The organism is Paraburkholderia sp. TE9906, assembly GCF_056279605.1.
In genome coordinates, this window is sequence record NZ_JBWCCT010000017.1 from 1 (window position 1) to 23,211 (window position 23,211).

Annotated in this window: 20 protein-coding genes and 3 pseudogenes; 2 read left to right on the forward strand and 21 right to left on the reverse strand. The window is 63.8% G+C overall.

The genetic code is table 11. The features are described 5' to 3' along the window. Nucleotides 1-157: 157 nt before the first annotated feature. A pseudogene (locus tag ACZ9H4_RS31355) lies at nucleotides 158-271 on the forward strand (integrase); the annotation flags it as partial. A gap of 483 nt (nucleotides 272-754) precedes the next feature. Here the strand turns inward: ACZ9H4_RS31355 and ACZ9H4_RS31360 are convergent. Both ACZ9H4_RS31360 and ACZ9H4_RS31365 read right to left on the reverse strand, forming a co-directional pair. Beyond that, entirely contained in the window at nucleotides 755-979 is a 225-nt protein-coding gene (locus tag ACZ9H4_RS31360) for a helix-turn-helix transcriptional regulator (RefSeq protein WP_408148021.1), read from the reverse strand. 678 nt (nucleotides 980-1,657) lie between these two features. Further along, nucleotides 1,658-2,914: pseudogene (locus ACZ9H4_RS31365) on the reverse strand (tyrosine-type recombinase/integrase). Nucleotides 2,915-3,142: 228 nt separating this feature from the next. Between ACZ9H4_RS31365 and ACZ9H4_RS31370 the strand changes: the two are divergent. Next, a complete protein-coding gene (locus ACZ9H4_RS31370) occupies nucleotides 3,143-3,571 on the forward strand; it encodes a hypothetical protein (RefSeq protein WP_408148019.1) in 429 nt (142 codons plus the stop codon). 96 nt (nucleotides 3,572-3,667) lie between these two features. Here the strand turns inward: ACZ9H4_RS31370 and ACZ9H4_RS31375 are convergent. From ACZ9H4_RS31375 to ACZ9H4_RS31465, 19 genes and pseudogenes are all read right to left on the reverse strand, one after another. Further along, nucleotides 3,668-4,377, reverse strand: a pseudogene (locus tag ACZ9H4_RS31375) (DNA adenine methylase). Nucleotides 4,378-4,392: 15 nt separating this feature from the next. Continuing rightward, nucleotides 4,393-5,442 carry a relaxase/mobilization nuclease domain-containing protein gene (locus tag ACZ9H4_RS31380; RefSeq protein ID WP_408148017.1) on the reverse strand — a complete coding sequence of 350 codons (1,050 nt, stop codon included), beginning with the start codon at nucleotides 5,440-5,442 and terminating at the stop codon, nucleotides 4,393-4,395. A 1-nt stretch (nucleotide 5,443) separates the two neighbouring features. Then, entirely contained in the window at nucleotides 5,444-5,965 is a 522-nt protein-coding gene (locus tag ACZ9H4_RS31385) for a plasmid stabilization protein (protein WP_408148015.1), read from the reverse strand. 10 nt (nucleotides 5,966-5,975) lie between these two features. Beyond that, on the reverse strand, nucleotides 5,976-7,526 hold the full coding sequence (locus ACZ9H4_RS31390) for an LPD7 domain-containing protein (protein ID WP_408148013.1): 1,551 nt from the start codon (nucleotides 7,524-7,526) through the stop codon (nucleotides 5,976-5,978). Nucleotides 7,527-7,571: 45 nt separating this feature from the next. Beyond that, nucleotides 7,572-9,497: a PriCT-2 domain-containing protein gene (locus ACZ9H4_RS31395; protein ID WP_476122445.1), complete on the reverse strand. Its 1,926-nt coding sequence runs from the start codon at nucleotides 9,495-9,497 to the stop codon at nucleotides 7,572-7,574. Continuing rightward, a complete protein-coding gene (locus tag ACZ9H4_RS31400) occupies nucleotides 9,494-11,287 on the reverse strand; it encodes a type IV secretory system conjugative DNA transfer family protein (RefSeq protein ID WP_408148009.1) in 1,794 nt (597 codons plus the stop codon). The genes ACZ9H4_RS31395 and ACZ9H4_RS31400 overlap by 4 nt, the downstream gene beginning before the upstream one ends. Beyond that, nucleotides 11,284-11,685, reverse strand: coding sequence for a hypothetical protein (locus ACZ9H4_RS31405; protein ID WP_408148031.1), 402 nt, complete (start codon nucleotides 11,683-11,685; stop codon nucleotides 11,284-11,286). Before ACZ9H4_RS31405 ends, ACZ9H4_RS31400 begins: the two co-directional genes overlap by 4 nt. Before the next feature lie 14 nt (nucleotides 11,686-11,699). Then, complete coding sequence (gene virB11, locus ACZ9H4_RS31410) at nucleotides 11,700-12,839, reverse strand: P-type DNA transfer ATPase VirB11 (protein WP_408157479.1); 1,140 nt, start codon at nucleotides 12,837-12,839, stop codon at nucleotides 11,700-11,702. After that, on the reverse strand, nucleotides 12,836-14,053 hold the full coding sequence (virB10, locus tag ACZ9H4_RS31415; RefSeq protein WP_408328315.1) for a type IV secretion system protein VirB10: 1,218 nt from the start codon (nucleotides 14,051-14,053) through the stop codon (nucleotides 12,836-12,838). Before virB10 ends, virB11 begins: the two co-directional genes overlap by 4 nt. Beyond that, complete coding sequence (locus ACZ9H4_RS31420; protein WP_408328324.1) at nucleotides 14,046-14,864, reverse strand: TrbG/VirB9 family P-type conjugative transfer protein; 819 nt, start codon at nucleotides 14,862-14,864, stop codon at nucleotides 14,046-14,048. The genes virB10 and ACZ9H4_RS31420 overlap by 8 nt, the downstream gene beginning before the upstream one ends. A 14-nt stretch (nucleotides 14,865-14,878) precedes the next feature. Further along, a complete protein-coding gene (locus tag ACZ9H4_RS31425) occupies nucleotides 14,879-15,613 on the reverse strand; it encodes a VirB8 family type IV secretion system protein (protein WP_408328312.1) in 735 nt (244 codons plus the stop codon). Nucleotides 15,614-15,803: 190 nt separating this feature from the next. After that, on the reverse strand, nucleotides 15,804-16,496 hold the full coding sequence (gene virB5 / locus ACZ9H4_RS31430; RefSeq protein ID WP_408148027.1) for a P-type DNA transfer protein VirB5: 693 nt from the start codon (nucleotides 16,494-16,496) through the stop codon (nucleotides 15,804-15,806). An 11-nt stretch (nucleotides 16,497-16,507) separates the two neighbouring features. After that, the gene (locus ACZ9H4_RS31435) at nucleotides 16,508-17,692 is read right to left on the reverse strand and encodes a TrbL/VirB6 family protein (RefSeq protein ID WP_408148002.1); all 1,185 of its coding nucleotides are present in this window, start codon (nucleotides 17,690-17,692) and stop codon (nucleotides 16,508-16,510) included. After that, nucleotides 17,689-20,160, reverse strand: coding sequence for a VirB4 family type IV secretion/conjugal transfer ATPase (locus ACZ9H4_RS31440; RefSeq protein ID WP_408328309.1), 2,472 nt, complete (start codon nucleotides 20,158-20,160; stop codon nucleotides 17,689-17,691). The genes ACZ9H4_RS31435 and ACZ9H4_RS31440 overlap by 4 nt, the downstream gene beginning before the upstream one ends. 1 nt (nucleotide 20,161) lies before the next feature. Next, nucleotides 20,162-20,482, reverse strand: coding sequence for a VirB3 family type IV secretion system protein (locus ACZ9H4_RS31445; RefSeq protein ID WP_408147998.1), 321 nt, complete (start codon nucleotides 20,480-20,482; stop codon nucleotides 20,162-20,164). Between the two features lie 26 nt (nucleotides 20,483-20,508). Then, nucleotides 20,509-20,850: a TrbC/VirB2 family protein gene (locus ACZ9H4_RS31450; protein WP_408328307.1), complete on the reverse strand. Its 342-nt coding sequence runs from the start codon at nucleotides 20,848-20,850 to the stop codon at nucleotides 20,509-20,511. Between the two features lie 35 nt (nucleotides 20,851-20,885). Continuing rightward, nucleotides 20,886-21,533 (reverse strand): lytic transglycosylase domain-containing protein, encoded by a 648-nt coding sequence (locus ACZ9H4_RS31455; RefSeq protein ID WP_408147994.1) that lies wholly within the window; start codon nucleotides 21,531-21,533, stop codon nucleotides 20,886-20,888. Then, nucleotides 21,530-22,108, reverse strand: a complete 579-nt coding sequence (locus tag ACZ9H4_RS31460) for a hypothetical protein (protein WP_408328304.1) — start codon at nucleotides 22,106-22,108, stop codon at nucleotides 21,530-21,532. The genes ACZ9H4_RS31455 and ACZ9H4_RS31460 overlap by 4 nt, the downstream gene beginning before the upstream one ends. Further along, a complete protein-coding gene (locus ACZ9H4_RS31465) occupies nucleotides 22,101-22,949 on the reverse strand; it encodes a ParA family protein (RefSeq protein WP_408328301.1) in 849 nt (282 codons plus the stop codon). Before ACZ9H4_RS31465 ends, ACZ9H4_RS31460 begins: the two co-directional genes overlap by 8 nt. Nucleotides 22,950-23,211 lie beyond the last annotated feature (262 nt).

A 23,211-nucleotide genomic window follows, 5' to 3' on the forward strand; every position in this document is an offset into this window, starting at 1 on the left:
TGCGGTCATCGCCTTCAACGAATCGCTTCATGAGTCACCCAGTCTGAACGCGTTAATTCAGTTTAGGCGATCAATGCGTTTTCACACACTCTGGGTCAAAGAGCGACCGCTGCGCAGCGCGCAAAATCGATCTCCCTTAGTTGAAGAGGATGTAGACATGGAAACGCTTAATTCTTCCAGCACCCGTCGGACGCCGTGAAACAAAGGAAGGATGACTGGCCAGAAGGCCCCGTTGAAGCTGCGCGAAATCTGGGCGATTCGAACGAGGCTTACTTCACCTCAAACTCGCGCCATTACGCCGATCCATGACACGTGCAAGGCACCTTGACCAAAACTTGACCACAGTAGGCACGAATTGCCGCGAATAGATCGAAAAGCGCAGCCAGTTAAAGTGGTGGCCACCGATGCAAGTCATTGATTTGACTGCGCTTTGCGTCGATACCTGATTACGGGAAGTAGGACTCTTAATCCGTTGTCGCCTACTCCTGCTTGAGATTGGAGGGTACTTGGCGGGCAGGTCCGACACAAGAAGAAACCCCGCAAGATTCATGTGGCAACCTTCCGGGCGCGGCCTCGGAACAGTATGGACTGCTACGGGAATTGCTCCTGCTGAAGGCGAATGGCGAATTAAAAAGGAAAACGAAGCATTCATTGCAGCAGTATGACCGAGCAACTCAAGCTTCCGCAAGTCCGCGTTCTGTCGCTCCGACGGCTTCTAATATCACGCAAACCGCCGCGACAGAACGGAACCAAGCTAGGTTGCTCCGCGCCCGCTGGCCTCAACGCGGTCTACAATCCATGCATCAACGTCGGTCTCTAGCCATGCAACCCTACCACCACCGATTTGTACTGGCCGTGGAAATTTACCTTCGGCCAGATACCGATAGACAGTACTTGTGCCCAGACCAACACGCAGACGCACCTCGCGAAGGCGAATCAAACGTTGCTTTGCCAGATTCTCAAGGAATTGATCAGCCATCGCCAGACTCCTTCTGAAAGCGTCCGACACGAACCGGACATATAGCAATCTAGACCGCAATTCGGAGCGTGACAAATACCCCGCCGAGAATGAAATTGCGCAAACTCAGAGTCGTGTCTCGCTGGCATCGTCCCCCCGGTTCCCAAGAGTTCCCATCTCATGCGGCGAAGAAGTGAAGCCTCGCTTTGACAAGCGGATACGAAGCCGAATCCTTCCGATTTTTATCAGGTAGCCAACCAGTGGGATGAGTTCACCTGTGTGAAATCCGTGCGATAGAGCGCCCAAAAACGAAGACGCTCCGCTGCCCCGACAGTCTCGCAAAATGATTGAGCCGCCACGAAGCCCTCGCCCGCTGACTCCGCGGGCGGGACATGTTCAGCCGATTCCCCTACGTACCCAGAACTTCCATCGCGTTCCCGATACTGGAGTGGCCTAAAAGTGGCACTATTCTGAAAGCCAAAGAAAAAGGCCTCACAAGCATTGCTTGTAAGGCCTTGATTTCTTTGGTCGGGGCGAGAGGATTTGAACCTCCTACCACCTGCACCCCATTCAATTATTCCACTTAGCAATACGCATCGAAAAGTCCCTTGCATGCATACCCGCTCCCGTCATCAATGCCCAATGAGCGATGGCAACCCACCCATCGAACGATCCTGATTTCTCAACGTACACCGACAGCTATGCAGCGAACGCTTGCGGTACAGCCGACGCCGTTGACGCAGTTTTCTCGTGCTCGTTGCCGCGGTACCTTCCCCAGTCCTCCATCATCAGCCGCCGACGCTCGAGCTGGTCGCGACGCCGGTAAGCCGCCACCGTCTGCGAAACGATGACGTGGGCGAGTGCCTCTTCGGCGAGCGAATCCGGGTATTCCGTGCATTCCGCCACCCAGTCGCGGAACGTCGACCGGAAACCATGCACGGTGATCCCGTGCCGTGACATGCGTTTCAGAAGAATCAGCATCGCCATGTTCGACAATGGACGGCCTTCCTTGCAACCCGGGAAGAGATATCCGTATTTCGCCTTGGGCAGCGCGCTGCGCACAATCTCCACGGCCCGCTCACAGAGCGGCACGCGAAGCGGCCGACCACTTTTCGTACGGTCGCCGGGAATTGACCAGACACGGCTGTCCAGATCGAATTCCTCTGGCCGCGCGAAGCGCACCTCGTTCGTGCGGGTTGCCGTGAGGATGAGCAGGTGCAGAACCCGTGCCGCGCGCCGGGGACGTTGCTCAAGTTGACGCACAAAACCCGGGATATCTTCCCATGGAAGCGCCGGGTGGTGTCTTACCTGCGAGCGCTTCTTCGACCGCGGCAACACGAGTTGCAGATGGTCAACGTACCGTGCCGGGTTGCTGCCGGTGCGATGGCCCATCACAGTCTCGGCGTCGAGGATGGCCTTGATGCGGCCACGCACGCGACGCGCAGTCTCCGCCTTTTTCGTCCAGATCGGCTGGAGAATCCGTACGATCATCGCGGTGTCGATGTCGCGCACCCGGACTTCCCCGATCACCGGATATGCGTACCTGCTGAGTGTGTTGCGCCACTGCTGCACATGCTTGCGGCTTCGCCAATGAGGTTCTTGCACACGGATAAACGCTTCGGCCGTCTCACGGAATGTCAGGTTGGCATCCGACGAGGTATCGAGCAACTATCTACGCTGTTGCTCACGCCGCGCGAGGATGGGATCAGTCAACTCTCTGACCATGTCACGGTATTCGGCGGCGAGTTTGCGCGCCTCGCCAAGCGAGACGCGCGAAAGCGGTCCGAGACCCATCTCCCCCACACGCCCGCCAAGCTTGAACCGGAACACCCACGAACGCGCACCACTGTCCGCGATCTGCATGTAGAGGCCGCCGCCGTCAGAGTAATGGCCCGGGGCCACCTCCTTCGCGACCCGCAATGCGCTGAGGCTCCGCTGTCCTCGATGACAATGAATGATCCAGGGCGTTGGACCAGAACCTGATGGCGGCGGTTCGGCTTGATCGGGCGCTCTTGCGGTCGATGATCAGACAGGGCCATGGCGCTATTATTGTGTCGAGCTAATGCTACTTTGCATTCGTCAGTCAAACGTCTATATTTGGCAGATGAAACTTCGCTCAAGTGTCAGCCTCATGACCTGACCAGAGGGGTTTGACGAAGCATTCCATGCCCAAAGGAGCAGATCATGGGTTGGCTACAACTTGCGCTGATCGCAGCGGCTGTAATCGCGATAGCAAAGGGTATCCAGCTGTTCAACCGGGTTTGCCGGCGCCGCTTCGGCCATTCGCTCTTCACGCTGCGAAGCTTCTGGATCACGGCCATCGCAATTAACCTGATCTGGTGGGGACTTTACTTCTGGGCTAACGCAACACTCCATCACACGCCCCTGTCCGACGGACTCATTCTGCTTTCCCTTGGCCTCGCTGCAACAGCATGGCTGCTTTACGAGAACATTCGCGATACAGATCTGCTTTACGGCGTTGGAGGGTCGGCCCTTCTGTTTGCACTGTTCTTCCCGTTGGCCGTCGCCAGCTTTTCCCTGCTTGCAGTCGCGATGGTGGTCATGGTCATCGCATCACACAAGGCGGGACCTGCGTGGTTCGTCGATTCCTGAGAGCGTGCAACGCATATTCCCGTTTCGCTACGACTCAAGACACCGCACCGGTCCGGGTTTGCACGAGCATCAATTGCGCTCGGGGCCACTCCAAAATCAGAACAGTCCCACGGGGTCTTTTGCCCTGTCACAGCTGTAGATAATGAATTCGCTGCGCGGTGCAGTATTGCCCGTACCGCCAACGATGTACTGGATATCGACCAGCGTTCTAAAGCCATGCGCTCATACTGATCATATTCAAACGGCAAACCGTAGCCCTCTGCTTCCCAGTAAGGGGGGCGAGGTAGAAGAAAGTTCGGAGCCCGATCGTAGTGAGAGACGCAGTCGTACCAGTCCAGCTTTTTCGATATATGCCCCCGACAGCCTGAGATGGGCCGCCGACAACGTCTTCTCAATTCGCAGAAGCTTCAGCCCCGGTGGAGAGGTCGTCGCCGCGCCGAATGTCCGCCCTTCAACGCGGCCACCGAAGCAGTTCTGCTGCAGATAGTAGAAACGTGCTGCACGCTGGATGTCGGTGAGTGTGTGCACTGGTGTATCGCTCAGCCACCTGAACACCTCGCGACTAGTCAAGGCCCACTTGAATGCCTCACAGACTCCTCGATATGATGCTGCACCACAAGGTAAAGATTCACAAGGTCATCGTTCACGTCGTTCAGCAAGTCGACCTCAGCCGGTTGGCGCATGAAAAACAGCGCCGCCGCACCGGCAAACACCTCAATGTAGCAGCGGTGCGGAGGAAATCGCGGAATGAGCACGTCGGCGAGCCGCAGCTTGCCGCCTATCCACGGAATGATCGGCATCGGCATTGACAGTTCCTCTGGTCAGCGCTCCATCTGCACATCCGGATCGTCGGGAAACAGTTCCCGCTGGATCTCGCTCCGCTCTGCGCCACGTAATCCGCGCTCGTGCAAGGGGGCGCAACGACGCTCTACTTCATTCGAGTGGGTGCGACCCATGCCGGGCCGATCGCGCAGAATGGGCATCGTCTGCACGAAGTCCGTAACCATTGCTGCGAGGCTCCGGTCATCGGCACTCTGCGATCCGGCCATCGCATGAATCACGCCTTGCCATGCTTCGAGCGACCCAGCGTGGGCGTCCCACAAGGCTCGACGGGCCAGTTCATCCAGCTCCGATCTCCAGTAATGCGCTGTTTCGCCGCGCGCCGTCATATGCACAACAGCCTGTTTCGGATAGCGCCGGGTCTCGCCCCGAGCGAATCGCCTCGTCGCATTGGCCTCCACACCATGCTCGCGCAACTGCATTGCGAACCGCTCGCGCCAGCGTTGCAGGTCGCGCTTGCGCGGGTTGAGACGCTTCCCATCCGCTCCGCGTACCTGCACGCTCAGATGCACGTGCGGATGCGCCTCGTCATTGTGCGCGGCAAAAACATACCGTCTGCCGTCGCCGAGTTCCGCAGCCGCAAACGCGCGCGCGGCGTTGCGCACCGCCAGCCGATCCGTGCCCGGCGGCATCGAGAGCAGCACGTTGAACACCTCTCGCCTGCGGCTTTCTTCCGGGATACCCCAGCCACCGAGGTGCCACGCATCAGTCAGATCGTGCAGTGCCTCGCGGCCGAGCATGGTCATCCCGTCCTGATCCTCGAGTTCGACCTTGCCATTACGCGAGATGTAGCGCAGATGACGGCGCACCGCGCCCATGCCCTGCGCGCCCGACTCCTTGTTCGTGATCTTGACCATCACCTCGGGGGTGCGCCTGAGCGTGCGGGCAAGCTGCTCGCGCATGCGTCGTACATCGCGTTGAAGCTCCCCGCGTGACATGCGTGGCGCACGCACGTGCCGCAGCGGATCATGAAAAAGCCGGTCCCCCCAGTTCAGCAGCATCTGGTCGACGTATGTCTTCGGGAACGACATGCTAGCGGCTCCAGCGATCGAGGTTGGCGCGCAGCACCTGTGTAACTGTGCGCAGGTGTGTATCAATCACGGCACGCGTGTCCTCAAGCACGTGCGCCGCGTCGCGGGCACCGCCGCTTGCCTGCGCCCGACCGAGCAACGTCACAATCATGGCCAGATGCTGGTTCGAGTGCGCAAGCAGTCGCATCTCGCGCTCGCCCAGTTGCGGCTCATGCACGAGCTGCGCGCGGATCACCGCAACTATCCAGCGATTGACATTCATTCCACCAGTCACTGCACGTCGTCTGGCCACTTCGAGTTCCTCCTGGGTGAGACGGATTTCGATGCGTTCGCGATGCCCGTCGACCTGCAGGCGACGATGTTCAGGCCCAGGCACCCCGTCTGGCGACTCGTCCTGGCTCAGCACACCGTGGACCAGGTGCCGGACGCCATCGGCCGCCGTTACACCGTGAAGGGCACACCATACCTCCCAGCGTGATTTCGCTCGCCCGAGATCCACACACAGTCGCGCACGCGTGGCCATGCCTGTGCTCCTACAGCGACGGAGGTGCGGGTTCGGATGGTCCGCGTTCGACCTCCCGGGTCGGTACGCGCTCCGCAGCCGTGCGGGTGCGGCGACTGCGCGTAGAGGGCGCCTCCGGATCAAACACGCGGGGTCGCGGAACGGCGACGCCCTCGGACTCGAAGGCGGTCAGCAGCCGCTGCGCACGTTGCTGCACGCGCGCAATCGATCGCTCGCTGAAACCCTGCTGCCGCATCGCAGCGGTCAGCACCGCCATCTGCACGGCACGCTCCGCGGGCGACATGGCCGAAGGCTCACGTCGGCGGGCGGCCTGTGCCTGCTCCGGGGTTTCCGGCGCGGCAGTCTCACTCCTTCCCGCGTCGTCCTTTCTGCCGCGAGCCTCGGGATCCAGTTGCGTCCGCTCCTGACCCACGACATCGACCTGCCACGTATTGCGATAGACCTCTTTTTCCTCTTCGCCGATCACATTTCCCGTCGCGTCGAGAACCGGGACCGCCACTGTCACGAGACGCCGGCCGAGGTTTTCGAGCACGACCTGGTGTCCGGCGAGCGCGCCGGAGTCCGCCACGGCCCGTCTCAGATCCACACCCCACACGACATGGTCCGCGCCACCCGTATCGCGATAGACGACGTAATACGAGTCGCTACGTGCAGGATTGTGCTGATAGGGCGCACCGCCGTGCTCGACCAGTTCGCCCATATAGCGCTGCCGCTCCGGCCCCTCGGACTCGGCAACGCGCGACCCCGTTTCGGAGGTGGGAGTGGTTCGGGACGGCTCCACGGGCGCGGGCGGAGCCGACGCACGAGCCTCTGGCTGTCTGGGAGCATCGCGCCTTGCTGGTTGCGCCGCCTGTGATTCCATGGGGCCAGGCGCCGCATCGGGCGCTTCCGGTCGATTCGCAGGAACTGGCGCGGCCGGAGGCGTTTGAGTCACGTCGATGCGATTCGTCATCCGGTCACGACGGGCTTCGCTCAGACGCGCCACGTCGACTGCCTTCGGCTCGTATCCGCTCACCTCGATGCCGATCAGCGTGGCCTGAACCCACACCTCGCGGCGGAACTGCTCGTGACCCGATACACGGATACGTCCCCATGCCTTCGCACGGGCCATGTCCACCATCGACTCGACCACATCGGGGCGGTTGTGCTCCGTCACGAGGTAAGGACCGATATCCTCGAACGCGAGCCGATGCGGCGCGTCTTTGAGGAAATACTGGTTACCCGCCCGCAGGTAGCGCTTTCGCACCATCTCCGGCGGATTGCCAAGCGGCGCCCATCGCATGGTGGATGTGTCACTGCTACGATGGAGCGCCTCCTGCTGCGGTGCCCGTTGCTGTTCTGCAGCCTGCGACGGCGCGCCCGCCTGGACGGCCTGATCGCGCAGCCGCGCCCGCGCTGCATCGAACTCGCGGCGCCGGCGTGCGGCCAGTGCGTCGGCCGCGGTCTGATCGACGCGCTGCGCGCCCTGCGGATTCGGGCCAGGCGGCGGGTCCGGCTCAATCACGTTGATGACCGGTTCGTCTGCACGTGGGCCGGAAGAAGTTGCGGTTTCATCCATCATGGATCTCCCTCTGATCTCTGCGCTGACGGGCAGAGCGTCGCCCGCTCAGCGTTGCTGCCCCAGTCCCTGTTCCTGCTCGCGGCCGGCGTGCTCCTTCGACTGGGCGAGTGCCGCCGCCCGTGCCTCCCTCACCCGCGTCCACGACGTGGCCTGCAGCTGGTCAAGCGTTGCGTCGAGGTCGTTACCGAAACCCACCTCGCGGGCGGACTTCTTCAGCGATGCCACCGTGCGCTCGAGCAGGTCGCGCGCACGGTCCCACGGATACACTTTCGCCCGTGCGCCGTCGTAGCCGACCTGCACCTCTGCGCCATTGAGACGCTGGTTCTCGTCCATCCACCGCAGGCGGTCCGAGACAAACTCCATGTTCGACTTCACGTGGAATACAACGCTGCGGATGGACACCTCCTGGATCAGGTAGTGCTCGGTGTTGAATACCTCGCCGCGGTACGGGCCACCGTTCTCGCGGGGCGCCGCCATGCGGGTTTGCGCGCCGAAGCGGTGCTGTGCGAGTGCCCTGATCTCGCCCGGTACCTCGTCGAGTCCGTACAGTGGTTCGCCTACCTGACGGCGCGCCGGCGCTACCACACCGCGCTCCGGCGCGGGAGCAGGCTTCGGCGCATCGGCTTCCCGCCGGTCCGGTTCCGGCGGCTGCGACTGTGCCTGCGCAGTTGCCGGTTCCGGTGCAGGTACGGTGCTTTCCTGCTGCGTCGGTTCCGGCGCGTCCTGATGGCCGGTCCGACGACGCGAAGTACGGCGCCTACCCGACACATCTCCATCACCCACGAGTTTCTCTTTCACATTGCCCATTGCATGGTCCTCCTTCAGTGCATGGTCCTGCTTCAGTGCGTCGTCCGATCCCTGTGCAATCATGGCCTGTCCGTCGGCTTCTCCACCCGCTACATCTCGCTCCGGTGCTCCGTACAGCGACTCCCGTAAAAGCTCACCAACGACATCCGGCCCGGACAGCACCACCATGTCATCGAAATCAGTCGGCACGTCACCGGCAATCCGTGCCTGCGGCGCGAAGCGTGGCTCGGCCAGCAGCGATGACGTGCCGAGCGCGGCCTGCCTCGCCTGCTCATATCCGGCACCGAGATCGGCGAGCACGAGCATCTCCGCTTCCGGGTACCGGCCGCGCCACATCGCCGCCACCGGCCGAAGGTTGCCGCTCGACAGTGCCGCGACGCTGAACCAGCCGGTCGCCTGCCACACTGCCAGTGCCGTTGCGACGCCCTCGGCAATCAGGATCGGTGTCACAGCACCGTCGCAGAACTGGCCCGGTTCCACCACCCAGTAGCCGCCCGACTTCGCACCGCCCGCGAGAGCCGACTTGCGTCCTTCGGCATCGATCAGTTCCAGCGTCGAAAGGGTCTCGCCGATGCGGACCGGCACCACCAGCACGCGGCCCGTGAGCGGCTCCTCGGCACTGCGCGGCGCGTATCCGAGCAGCGCATGCAGTTCTTCGGCCTCCAGCTCACGCAGTGTCGGGACTGCCCTCACCTGCTTGCGTTCGAGATACGGATGTCCGGGGCCCACCGGCCGGGCCCACTTCCAGATCGCCAGCGAGTCCTGCGCGGCGGCCGCCTGCCGCGCGCGCACGCGAGCCTCAATCTGGGCATCGTGCCGCGCCCTATCCACGGACGGACGGACTGGCAGCATGCGCGACCTGTCTGCGGGATCCATCGCCGCGCGCGAGGCCCGCACATCGAAACCGTGCTGCTGTGCGAGCCAGAAGAGAGAGGCAAGCGTCTTGCCGCCCGACTCGCCGGCCGAACGCCAGGTCACCCGCGCCGCACGCTCGCTGTAGTTGTGGGCGGTGCGGCTCCACTCGTCCCAGATGTCGAAGCCGGCCTCGCCAAAACCCTGCTTGAGGGCGAACGCCATATCGACCCATGTCGCGTAGTCCTCGGCCGGGATCGTGGCCAGCGCCGCACGCGCTCGCTCTTCTTCACTCAGATACCGCGCATTCATCGGCGTTCTCCATGGCGCGGCACGACGTTCGAGCCGTCAGCCGTGCGCGATGCGGCTCGCCCACGTTGCGTACGCGGTACGCCGGAGGCGCGCCTGGCCTTGCGCCCCGGCGCGCCTTCCGTGGGGCGCAGCTCCGCGACGTCGAGATCAGACGGCGACAGCCGCCGTGCAGCCACCGCAACGCGCCCAACTGGCACGCCCAGCAGCATGAAGTGCCGCTCGACGTAGGCAACCGCCTCTTCGTCGCTCACGTCGTTGAGATGCCGTGGCAGATCGCGTGGATCCCAGGCCTGCAGCACTTCCAGATACTCCGGGGAGATGTGCATCACACCGGCTTCGTCCACGTCGTCCAGTTGCACATCCCTTACCCGCCGCTCGACCTGGGCGACGAAACGCACGAGATCCATCGCTGGAATCGCTGGCGCAGCCACCAGGCGCGACGTGAAAACAGGATCGCGCCAATAGCAGATCCGGTCAGCGAGGATCGGCTTGGTGTTTTCGAGCAGGATGATTTCCCTGTCCCGCCCGAGCTCCTTGAGTTCCTGCGGCAGCAGCAGCGGACGGCGCTGCTCGGAAAAACTCTCGCTTGACCCGCCTCGGCCGCCGAAGATCGCGTTCGACCGGCTCACACTGCGCGAGCGGTCCGTGAAGGTACCGAGCATCTCCGAGTATTCGTTCGCGTCCTTCTGCTCACGCGGCGCGTAGATGATCTGCATCGCGTGATTGGTAACGAACGTCCTGGCATCCGCCCGGCCATAGACCGACTCGAGCTGGGAGACCGACTGCACGATCGAGAGCAGGCGCAGGTTGTAACCCGCCATGTAGGCGACGGCCCGGGCGATGATGTGGATCTTGCCGACCGATGTGAATTCGTCCATCAGCAGCAGGCACTGGACCTTCAGCTGCGGATTGTCCTGGGGCAGCTGCCGAGTATTCAGGTTGACGAGTTGCGAGAACACGAGGTTGACGAGGAGCGCCGCCTCGCTCAGGTGGTCCGGCGTGATCCCGACGTAGACCGACATGCGCCGTTTGCGCACGTCGCGCAGGTCGAAGTCATTGGCACTCGTCGCGGCATCAACGATCGGATTGGCCCAGATCGTCAACGGCGCATTGAAGGTCGCGAGGATGCTCGCGAGTACCTTGTCGTCATTCGCGAGAAAGCGGTTGAGCGCATCGACGCACGCGCCACTGAGCAACCGCCGGTTCTGCAGCAGCGCCTGCTGCAGGTATGCCTTGACCGGCATGCCGTTGCCCGATGACTGCCGCAGTACTTCTCCCATCGTCACCGGGCTGTCGGGCACATCAATGTTGCCGGCGCGGCGCGCATCACGCCACTCGCACAGCAGCAGCACGATGCCGAGAAAGAGATTGCGTGCCTGGTCCTTCCAGAAGTCGTCGTGACCGCCGACGGGATACAACGCGTAGCCGATCGAAAGGATGTCGCCAACGCGGAATACGCCATCCGAGATCGCCGATAGCGGGTTATACCGGTGCGTACGACCGTCCTCCGCAAACGGACTGAACAGGTACACGTCGTGCCCGTTTGCACGACGGTAGCCCGCGGTGAGATTGAAGTTCTCCTGCTTGATATCGAGCACAACCACCGAGTCCGGATAGCTGAGCAGGTTAGGCACCACGATGCCCACGCCCTTGCCCGAACGGGCCGGTGCCGCCAGCAGCACAAACTGCTGCCCGCTGAACCGCAGATAGCGGCCACGCCAGACGCCCACGACCAGGGGAGGCCCACCGTGTCCGCCTGAATATTCGCCTGAAGTCGCCATCGTGCTCATAGCAGGCCTGCCCGGCGGATGTCCGCCTCATTTGCGAACCGCGCGCTGCCGTAGAGGCGCCGGCGACCGGACTGTTCCAGAAGCGTGTACACGCCGAGCGCGGGCGCGCCAAACGCCAGCAGCACGCCTAACAGCGCGGCGCCGGCGAGCCGCCGCCCCTGCTTCGGCAGACGTCCGTCATGCCAGGCCAGCGCGGCATCCGGCCACGCATGAAACCCGGCATGAAGCGGGTTGCCGTGCTGGCTCGCGACGAAGAAAAGCGAAGCCAGCCAGAGGGCAAGCGTCAGCCCGGCTGCCGCCGCGGCAAAGACCGCAAGCGTGACCAGTGCAAGCATCGCGTGGTACCCGATCCCCCTGATGGCTGACCGTCCCGTTCCAGTTGCCTTTCCGATGTCCATGGCCTGTTCCCCTTTCACCAGGAATCCGCGCGATAGTCCGCCTCATGGCGACGCAGCGGATCGAACCAGACCTCCGTCATCGACCAGCGCCGGCCGATCTGCGCGCCAGATTCATCGAAGAGCGCGGTGGTCTCCATGTGCGCTACCACGTCGATCGTCATGAAGAGCAGCCGGCGCAGTGCCGCGTCGTCCCATGTGGCGGCTTCGGGGTGTTCCTTCGCCATCAGCGCGAACCGCTCGATGGCAACCGATGCGCTCGACGCGTGATAGCTCGTGATCGAACCGGAGTGCCCTGTCGTCAGCAGCTTCAGGAAGTCGTACGCTTCACTGCCCCGCAATTCGGCGAGCAGCACACGGTCAGGGCGCATGCGCATCGTGCTTGCAATCAGATCCGCAGGCGTCACCCGCGCCTGGCCGTGCCCTCCCTTGCTGTAGATCAGGTGGACGCAGTTCTCGATGTGACGGATGAAGAGCTCGCGCACATCCTCGATCGTCACGATGCGTTCGGTGGCCGGGATGTACCGGCACAGCGTCTTCATGAAACTCGTCTTGCCCGAGCCGGTGCTGCCCACGATCACGAGGTTCACCCGGCCGCGCACCGCCAGATCGAAGAACGCCGGAAACTCGCGCGCCCGGAGGCACCTGACGAGTTCACGATCCCGGGAGCGCAGTGCGGGCATCGCCTCATCAAGTCCAGCCGGACAGTGCCACGTAGTCATCGCGAACAGGCCCTCAGTTTCGTAGGCGTCGAGCGTCTTCTCGCGCGAAGACGGACGGCGGATCGTTACCGACACAGTTCGCGGAGGCACCACCGGCGGGATCACGATCTGGACACGCGCATCACCGGGCAGCAGCGCGGAGAGCACCGGATGCAGCGCCGAGACCTCCTGGTTCGTGAGCGTGGCGATCGCCACCGCGAATGACATCAGGCGCTCGAAGTCGAGGTCCGCACAGTCATGAGCCTGCCATCCGAGATGGGTTTCGGTCAGCACCCGCTGCGGCCGGTTGATCACCAGCTCCGTGAGAGCCGGGTCTTCGAGCAGTGCCGCGAGCGGGCGCATCAGCTCGCGCACCGAAGCATCCTCTGCCAGCCTCGGCAGCAGACCGTCGGCCAGTACCGGCGCTTCGCTCAGGATATGGACCGACGCGTTCATCGCGTACCCCCCGGCTCCAGCGCGTAGACCGGACTGAAGTCCAGATCCCGGGCGACGATAATCGTGACCTCGGCCCCCTGGTTCTGCGTCAGTGTGGGCGGAATGTTGATCGTGCTGTCGAGCACGCGCGAGGCCATGTCATTGCCCTGCTGCTGTGTGTTCTCGAACACGACCGAGCCGTTGCTGTTGCCGCCACGCGTCGCGAGATAGCCGATCGCATCCTGCGTCATGCCGAGCAGCATGGCCGCGCCGATACGCTCGCCCCAGTGGTTGTTCACGTAGCCGCTCACGCCGATGCGTCCTAGCGCGTCCGCCGCAGGAGAATCGATCTCGACCGTGACCCCTTCGGGCGTCCTGATACGCGCCGACAGGATGAACACCCGCTTCTGTCCGGGCGCCAGGTTCGAGCGGTATTCGCTGTTGATCTGCGAGCCGCGCTCGATCAGCACCACATGGCCGTCATCCGAATAGACGTTCTTGGTCACCGTGCAGGTCGAGATACCCGCCTGGGTCGAATCAAATGCCGTATCACCGGCGCAGTCGATCTTGGCGCCTTCGGCAAGAATCAGGCTGCGGTTGCCGAGAAAGCCCGCGCGCACTTTGGGCGTGACCGTCGGCGTCAAAGGCTGGGCGAGTGGACTGCTGCCCTGGGACAGGCCGCCGGCCACGGGCATCACGTTTGGCTGCGTGCCGCCCGAGGCACCGGGTGCTGACGCAGCCGAATCGGCCCCTCCGTTGGCCGGGCCACTGGATCCGCTCGCGAGCAGTGGCGCGTCGTAGTAGCTGCGCGCGGATACGGAACGTACCGGCGCCTCGCGGGGCGCCACGGCAGCGGGTGCCGACGCACCCGTGCCCACTGCCCCTGGCCCACTCGCCACTGCGGCGGCCGCTGACCCCGGTGCGCTGCCTTCCGCGAATACCCGCCCCTGGGCCGGCTGGTCCTGGACGGCATCCCGCCTCGCCTTCTCCGCCGCATCGTGCCGCGCGAGGAAGCCGTGGATCGTCCAGACCGCTCCGCCCATCACGAGGACGACAACAAGTAGTGGCGCGAGCCACCAGGCACGGGGGCGACCGCCCTGCTGTCCAAGCTCCGGCATGCCGCGATCGGCCGGCTGTGCGCCAAGGTCACCGTTTATGGTACCGGTGACCTTTGCCGGGTCACTCCCGGGCATCACTCCGGGCGCAATCACATTGCGCGGCGTTTCCTCATTCATGGCCGTCGCTCCGCAGGACACGCTTCACACCGCTCACCGTCGTGCCGTCCACCGGTGGCACCCCGTCCACATCGAACGCGTCGTTCCACAGACCGACGACCTCGTCGCCCAGACGCAGCACGAGACGCCGGGCCACCTCGTGCACGACGATCACGTCGTCCTCCATGTGCCGGTCAACGACGCTCTCGCTGCCGTCGTCTGCCACCCGGAAGATCGCCGGGATGCGGCGGTTGTCCGGAATGCGGATGTAGGTGAAGCGCCCGTCGTCCCACGCCGCGGTCGGCGCGATATCCTCCGAGTGCGGCATCACCTGCATCGAGTAAGCGGTGTTACGCACCACCGGCGGCTGGGCGAGGCGCTCGCGCACGAGCGCCGCACCGTCTGCAGCCTTCGTCTTCTCAGCCTCAGCGTCCGGATACACGAACGTGATGCGGTACATCTCCTCGTCGTTGCCGAAACGGGCCCTGAGCGGCAGCACAACCAGGTCGAAGCTGTAGCTGTGCCGGTCCGTGCGGATTTCGAGATTCGTGTCGTGTGCGGCGAGTTGCGGCTTGAGGTAGACATCGTGGTCGCCACGGTTTGCGACTACCTGCCACCCATCCCGGTCGCCTGGGGCCACAACGAGAATGCGCTCGGCCGGATCGAGTGCGATGTGCGTGGCGAACCCACGTTGCGCGATGACCCGCACCACCTCGTCCTGCCGGTACACGACCTGTCGCACGCGCGAGTCGCCAGACCAGCCCGGCACATCGTAGGCGCGGGCACCGGGGGAGCCAGCACCCAGCGCTGCCGCCAGTGCGGCCGCTCTCATCAACATGTTCGCTCTCATCGCCCACCTCCCGGAGCGGGTGACGATGCCGGCACCGACGCCGCAGGCGTGTATTCGGGATCGCGGCTATACGCCGTCACCCTGAACCCGAATGGGTTCTCGATCGCCGTGCGTTCGCGCGTGAAGACGAATGGCCGGTAAGTGAAGGCGAGCGTGATAACGAAGCGCTGCGGAGGTTCCGCGTTACCGATGCCGTTCTTCCACGTCGTGCGCTCGATATGCACGACAGCACGACCCGGTTCGTCCGGCACGAGCGTCGTCGAGAGAATGCGGATCCGCCGCTGCGTGTTCGCCCCGAGCTGGCGGTCCAGTGCATCGGGACCGCTGTAGATCGCCCGGTAATCCCGCGCGACACGGTCGTCGCTCATGTCGAGCACGCGGTCGTAGTCCATCTGCAGCAGGCCCCAGTCGTAGCGCTCGCGCGAGCGCACATACACTTCCAACCAGTGCTTGTCCTCGATGTCGCGCATGTGCATCTGCTTCGCGTCGAGCACGTCGATCACCTGCGCCTCACCGGTCAGACGGTCGACTTCGATCGGCAGCGGCACGACCCGGTAGAAAGGAACCATCACAGCCAGTGCGACCGCGCACAGGATCGCGACCACCACGGAGGCCGCCGCCACGTGCCATGCCCGACGCTCCGAGCGCTCCTGCAGATGCGTGACCGACACCTCAAAATCGAGTGCCCGGCGATAGTCACCCGATTCACAGGCGTCACGCTCACTGCTCATGGCCGCCTCCATCGGACGGGTAAGCCGGTGGCACGCGGTTCACCGGCACACGGTGCGAGCCATCCGGCAGGACAGGTTTGGGTGGATTTCCGGAGCATCCATTAATAAGCATGACTAATTGAAATACCAGGACTGCGACGACGGACCGGATCATGTCAGCCTCCTTGGTTTTCGAACTCAGTGGCCAAACTCAGTTGCCAAAACCCGCAGGCACCATCTGGTCCTGCAGCCGTGCGGTATTGCCGGCGCGCTTGAGCACAAGCTCCTGCTGCTGCTCGGCAATCAGCCGGTCTTCGGAATCGACCAGCATCCGGAAGAGCTGCAGCTTCGTCATCTCGTTACCGACCGCCGTGTTCTCGATCTGGATGCGCGCCTGCAACTCCGCGATGCCCTTCTGGTCCTGCGTGACGTCAATCTGCTGCATCAGGCCCTGGATCTGGTCGAGCTCCTGCAACTCCGTCTGGTACGCCTGGGTGCCGAACGCCTTGTCCTGGAACGGCTTGTTCAGCGCGCGCTGGCAGACCTGCTGGTCGATCCCGCTCTGATCTTCGCAGTTATAGATCTCGCTCGCCGAGCGCAGCGTCTGCGCGCTGCCCGTCAGACCCGCATAGCCGCCGTTCTGGATCGCCGTGTAGACCGACTGCCAGTTCGACGGCAGCGAGTTCGACAGCACCGGATTGCTCATCAGTTCGCCAAACCCGCGCGTGCCACTGAGCGACTGGTATAGCTGGAGTTCCTGCTGTACTTCCTGCTTCAGTTGCCCGACGGTCGCAATGGCCTGCACCACATTCTGCGCGTCGAAGACCGGGATGCCCTGTGCATGGGCCGACGGCATCGTTGCGACGATCATCACCACCACGAAGGGGACAAGACCGGTTTGCATGAATGACCTGATCATGACGATGACCCTCCTGCGTTATCCTGGTCGCCGAGGTGCTCGCGGGCAGCGCGCTGGTAGGCAGGAATATGACCTGCACCGCCGCCCGTGTTCGCGCTAGCGGCTTGCCCGCTGCCGCTGGAAATCCGCCCACCAGGCCGACGCGGGCCGTGTCCAAGACTGACGAGCGAGCCGAGACCTCTCACGGCACCACGCGACGCAAATCCGGCAACAAACGCACTGAACCCCGACAGCGTGGCGCCTCCGGCGAGTCCCGAGGCGACGGCCGGCAACTGCCAGCCGATGGTTGCCAGCAGCAGGGACGTGATGAACAGGCCGAATGCCGCACCCCAGGGTGCTATAGCGGTGAGCACTGCCTGACCTGCTGCAGCGAGCGCCGAAGCGTTTGTATCGGGCGAGGAAGCCGTGACGTTGAACGGCGCGAGATCGGCTGAGAACGCCGTGAGCGCCATGCCCAGAAACGCTGCGATGAGTACCTGCAGCAGCGCATAGTTCGTGACCTTCGCGGTCCACGTCTCGAAAAAGCGCGCTGTCGGGCCGAATGCGCCACAGGCGATGAAGGCCGGCCCAAGCCCCAGTACCAGATCCAGCAGCATTCTTGCCATCGTGACCTCGAATGCCAGGACCATCAGGAAAATGGCGCCGCCCAGCCCCACGATGAACCCGCCCGCCATATCACCGATGCCTGCGACAAAGCCGCTGACACTCAAGCCTTCGTGCGTTGCCTTGTTGAAGTACGCATCCATCACCAGATTAATCTGACGGTCATAGCAGTCGAGCGTCTGGTAAATGGCGGACGCGCTCGAGCCTGTCACGCTGCTGCCACTCACCGTTCCACAGCCAGGGTTGCCTGCACCGGCATTGGCCGCCGCGGTCTGGATCGTCTGGGCGAGGCCCGTCGTCGCCCCTTCGACTGCTGTGACGACCTGGGACTGATAGATGCCCGCGCCGAGCGCAAAGGCGAGCATGATGGCCACCTTCAGGCCACGCCACGCAAATGCAGGTACCGACTCATGGGCCTCGCCGCGCACCACGGCGAACCCGTACGTGATGATCCAGATCGTCAGGGCGGTTGTGACCACGGGCACCAGCGCGCTGGAGAGGACCGAGGACACGCTCGTGACATACGCCGACATTCCGTTCTCGAGCGTGCCGCCGACTGAAGTGAAAAGGCCGCTCATCGTGCACCTCTTCCCGACAGAGGCCCGGCTGGCGCGTTCGGGGCGGCCCCTGTCGCACGACGTTTCGCCAGCCGCTCATGAAACACGGGAAGCCACGCGACAGGATCGTCGCCCATCTCGGCACGTATCCCGTCGAGCAGTTCGACGTTGTCCGTCGTCCCCGACAGGACGTCGAGCACGTCACCGAGCCCGGCCAGATCCAGCCTGCCGATGGCCGAACGGTGGCCCTGCTTCATGAGGAACAGGCGGCTATTCTCGCCGAGAGACCGAACGATATTGAATTCGGCCTCGGTCAGCTTGAAGCCCTGCACGTAGTCGTCGTAGTCGGCACGCGGGTTCGGCAGGAAGAAGAACGTCGCCGTCTGCTCGACCAGCGCCCGCGCGATGTCGCTACGCAGCACATCGGCCGGGGACTGCGTATCGAAGATACCCAGACCGTTCTGCTTACGGATCGTCTTCTGCTTGTCCTTTGCGAAATCCGTGAAGACCGGATCGCCCAGGCGCTTCCAGAATTCGGTCATCACATACACAAAGCGCCGCCCGTCGATCAGGCTCTCCGTCAGATGCAGCAGATACATCGTGACGGGCGTCGACACCTCCGGATCGTCGAGCAGTTCCGTATCATCGAAGCCGAAAAGATGGTTGTGACTAAAATCCAGCAGGTCCGACGGGTTGTCCAGTACCCAGCCGAGCCGGCCGCCGGCGCACCATTTCGTCAGGCGCGCATGCAGGCTGTTCTCGCCCACCGCCGGCAGGAGTTGCCGGACCATCGACAGGCGCCGCAGCCGCCGTTCCATGCGTGCGACCTCCCGCACGGCACGCGAAATGTCGAGTTCATCCTTCGCCGACAGCAGCGTGCCGGTGTGGACCAGCCGGCGCACCAGCCGCTCCCAGAAGTCCAGCACCGCTTCGTCCGGATCGAGCTGGAACGGATTAAGTCCCGTCGGGACGCCCCGTCGAAACACCGTGTAGCGGCCGCCCATCGCCCGGATCGCGATCTCGGTGCCCCGGTCCTTGTCGTAGACGACGCCGGTGAGGCCATACTTCATCGCCATCGCAAGGAGGAACAGCTCCAGCACCGTTTTGCCGGCACCCGCCTGGCCGATGATCTGCGTGTTGGCGAGCGCCTTCTCGTCAGCGGACTCCTTCTTCTCCGGCGTCGCGTGGAAGTTCAGGTATAGCGGCTGGCCACTCGGCGTCTTGACGATCGTGATCGCCTCGCCCCACGGATTACCGTCGCGCTTGCCCGTCGCGAAGTTGTGCAGGCTCGCGAGCCCACAGAAATTGCGCGACGTGAGCTTCGCCTCGCGTGGCCGGTAGCGCCAGTTACCAGGCAACTGGGCGAACCAGGCCGCGTCCGCCACGAGGTCCACCAGTGCCGTCTGGAAGCCGACATCGGCGAGCTGCGTGCGCGCCTTCGCCACGTGCCGCGCGATCTCGTCGGGCCCGTCACCGAGCACGGCCAGCGAACAGTGATATTCACCGAGGACGAAATCACCGTTGATCAGGTCGTCCAGCGCCTGGTCCATTGCCTGAACCTGCGACACCGCCACGTCCTCGCCCGCAATCAGCTGGTTGCGCTGACGCTCGAGCGCCTCCTTCGCCGTGGGACGGTCGAGAATCGTGAAGCTCTGGGTCTCGATGTATTCGAAGTCACCGTAGAGCAGACCGTCGAGCATCCCCGGCTCGGTCTCCTCGGGATAGTCCTTCAGATCGAGTAGCGCCGCATAGCGCGTCGCCCCTGGCATGCGGATCTCGACCTTCTCGGTCCGGAAGAAAAGCCGCGAAGTCGGCAGCGCCTCCGCAATCCGGCCAGACGGGACGGGCACGGGCTCCCACGCGGCGTTGACGAGATAACCCAGGAACTCCAGCGCGGCTGAGAAACGCACGGGGCGCTGCGTGTAACGGATCGGCTTCCTGTAGACACCGAGCGGCACCGGGTCCCAAGGCTTCAGGCCGGATTCGACCTGGGCGGCAAGCTCCGCCATCACCTTCAGGGCTTCCTGCTGGTCCCGCCGGATATCATCGGGCGTGCGGCGTGCCGCCTGACTGAAAAGACGCCCCAGGCGCGTGCGGTGCGGCCGGTACACAAGCGTCAGGTACAGTTCGTTGGCCATCATCCGGTAGCCGGCAAAGCTCGCGTAGTAGCGAGTCGCGAGCTCCTGGCAGAACGGGTTGCCGTACGGCGTGGCGAAATGGTCGCTCACGCGCCGGCGGATCCGGTGCGACCACAGGCCGACGTGACCACCCGGCAGGCTGCGCACGAGCTGGTTGAATCCTTCGTGACGCACGAGGATGTCACCGGGATCAGCCGCTTCGAAGGCGATGCCGGCGATCTTCCAGACACGCAGGTAGTCCCCTTCTCGCGTGCGGATTACGTGGTCGGTCACGTGCGACGAAAACGGCACGAAGTCCGCGAGCACAACCTCGCGCCCGGCCACGTCGATGAGTTGCGGCTGTGCGCTCATCTCAGCCTCTCCTCTTGATGCGGACCGGCACGTAGGCGTGTGCGCCCCAGAAACGACGGTTGCGCTGGCGAACTACCATACGAACGCACAATGCGAACTGCGCCAGGCGCTGGTCGTCGTGGCGCGTGACCGAGCGCATCGTGACGAAGACGGGGATGAGGAGCAGCACGATGCCGACACCCACCGGAGGACTCGCGAGCAGCGCCCAGATCGCGGGAATCAGGATGCTGCCGCCTACCATCAGGAACGGCACAAGTGGCACGCCCCAGAGCATCGCGGGTCGCGTGCAGCCCTTGAAGACGGGATCCCTCAGTGGATTCATGAGCGGATTCATGTGCGCCTGCCGCATCAGCTCGTCGGAATCAGCATCGCTGCGATCACCGTGGCGCAGCCCACGAACAGGCCGCCGATGAACACGTTGGCAATGTCGCCGAAGCGCGCGTGCTGGAACATCATCTTGAAGCCCGCCCAGATGATCGAGATCGAGCACACCACCGCGCCCACGCTGAGCAGCGTGGTCTGGATCGTCGTGAGCAGCGTGTTGACCTGCGAGAGCTGCGCGTATGCCGGCGTCACCGTCACCGTCAACAGAGCGGCAATCCCGAGCCCGTTGCGACCGGTTAGCACCGACGCGAGAAACCACAACGCCAACCGGATCGCTATCCATTTCATCTGTAGTCCTGATTTCATGGAATGCTCCTGTTACACATATCGGTTCTGCTCCGTCAGAAGACGACGGCACTTTCCTGCGTCATGTCACCGGGTACACCGATCGGGCGATTTCGCCTGCCGTCCGTGGTCGAAGGAGTTCCATCGTGGATGCGCAAGGCACCGGAACGTGCGCCCTGCGGACCGGACGGAATGACGCGAATGGGTGGAATGTCGGTGGTAATGGGAGAAACCACAGGATCCGGGCGCGCGGCGTCAGCGACGACCCGTTGCACGTAGCCCGTACGAAAACCCGTGGAAAAGTCGCCGCTCGCGTAGCACGACAGCCCGGCGCGCAATGCGCTCTGCGCTTCCGGATGCCTGAACCTCGCGCGCTCGAAGCAGCCCTGGAGGATGGCCGCGCCGGCGGCGAGATTGCGGCAAGGATCGAAAGCGGCCTGCGGCGTCAGCCCGAGCCGGAGCCAGTTCGCGTGGTTCACCTGTGCGAGTCCTGCGCTGTAATTCCATCCGCCGCTCTCCAGTGCGCGTGTGGTCGCGACGGCCTCATCGAGGTTCGCGGGCTGCCGCTCGAGGCGGCCGCGTACCACGCCGATCGCGTACGGGTTAAAGCCTGACTCGATCCGCACGATGGCTGCCATCGTGGCGGGCGCCACGGCCGGCGCGCACTGCTGTGTCAGGGCGAGAAATGCGGCGAGCGGAATCATTCGCCACCTCCGTGGCCGCCCGAGCTTTCGTACTCCCGCTCGAGAAAGAGGCGCGCCGACTGGGTCGGCTCATGCGGAACCGCCGTACCGCCAGCCCCGTAGAACTCCGTGATCGTGCGGTCCGCACCTCTCGCATCCCACCAGACCCGCGTGTACAGTGCGCTGCTGATCTCGACGTTGATCGCCCCACGCGCATTGCACAGCAGCTCGCTCTGCTCGGGGCCACCCCAGTACAGCAGATCCTCGCGGCAGTAACTGGCACTCGCAAAGATGTTCACCGCCGACGTTCCCTGTGAGCCGCCTGCGCCGAAGTCGCAGGCCGGAAAAGGATCGCCGTGGCGCAAGGCCGCCCACAGTCTCCCGATTGGCGGGACGCACTCACCGTACTGTTCGGGACCACCGGGATTGGACAGGCACAGGATCACCTGGCAGCCCCAGTCGCCGGCACGGGCAGTGCCAGGCGCCATGATTGATGCACCGACGAACGCAGCGATGACGGTCGACCAACGGCGCAACGCCCGCAGCTGCGCGCGACCAGGGACCGCAACGTCGAATGAGATGGCGCCGTCATGCATCGCACACCTCCGCATCGCGACGGGCGTGCACCGCATCGTTCCCGATAGCATCAAGCCGCCGTGTGAGCACATTCAGACAGGCGGTCACCGTCCGCGACGCTTCGGCTACCCGGACGTCCTGCGCGGCGGCCCGGCCGTGCGGCACCGGGCGTTTTTTAATGCGCCCGACGGACCCCAGACGAGGCAGCCAGGCGTATCCGTAGGGAAAGGCCTGGTCCACGATCAGCCATTCACGCAGCGTCGTTTCCATCATCTTCACCCACGCCTCTTCCATCGGCGAAGGGACATCGACAACCGGCAGAAGCCCGGCAAAGCGCAATGCCGGATTCAGTCGCGCGCGGACATTGCGGATTCCGTATGTGCCGTTGATGACCGCGGACGCGCATTCGACACATTCCGGTGACATCGCGAGAGGGCTCAGCACCGCATCCGCCAGCGCCTCCGCACAGACAGCACGCAGGTCCGGCAGGATCGGCGCATCGATCAGGCACACATCGAACCATGGCCCCACGGCAGACAGCAGGTGACGGAGATTCGCGTAATAGCGGGTACGTGCGGGATCATCACTCGAACGCAGACCGTCGACGGCGTCGGCGCTGAGGACGCGAAGGCGCCCAGCCGTTACGGGTTGGGCGCGCTCCGGCAGACCCGGCACGCTGTTGCCGGAGCCTGTCGTGTCATGTCCGTGGCTGGCGAGCATCTGTGCGCAGCGCGGTGGCTCAGCCAGGTCCAGCACGAGCACGCGCCAGTGGTTGATGCGGCGCAGGTGACGGGCAAGCAGGCAGGTCAGCAGCGTCCTGCCCGAATTACCCTTTGCCGAAATGATCACAAGCGATTTCATGGTTCATCGTCCTCAGCCGCGCCCGCGGTCGATGAACCTGCGAAGAAAAAGGAACCCGCGGCGCCAGGGAGGCTGGCCGCGGGCCCAACGGGGGATCATTGCATCAGCGCCAGAAAGCACAAAAGCCTGCAGATGCAGGCTTTTTTCGAATGCGTCACGGCACACCACGTCGTCGCACAAACATCGAACTGCGGGGCCGCTAACGCGTACTCGGTCGTGCGTGGCACGTTGACCGGATCAGATTGTTGGTTTCAATCTAGGC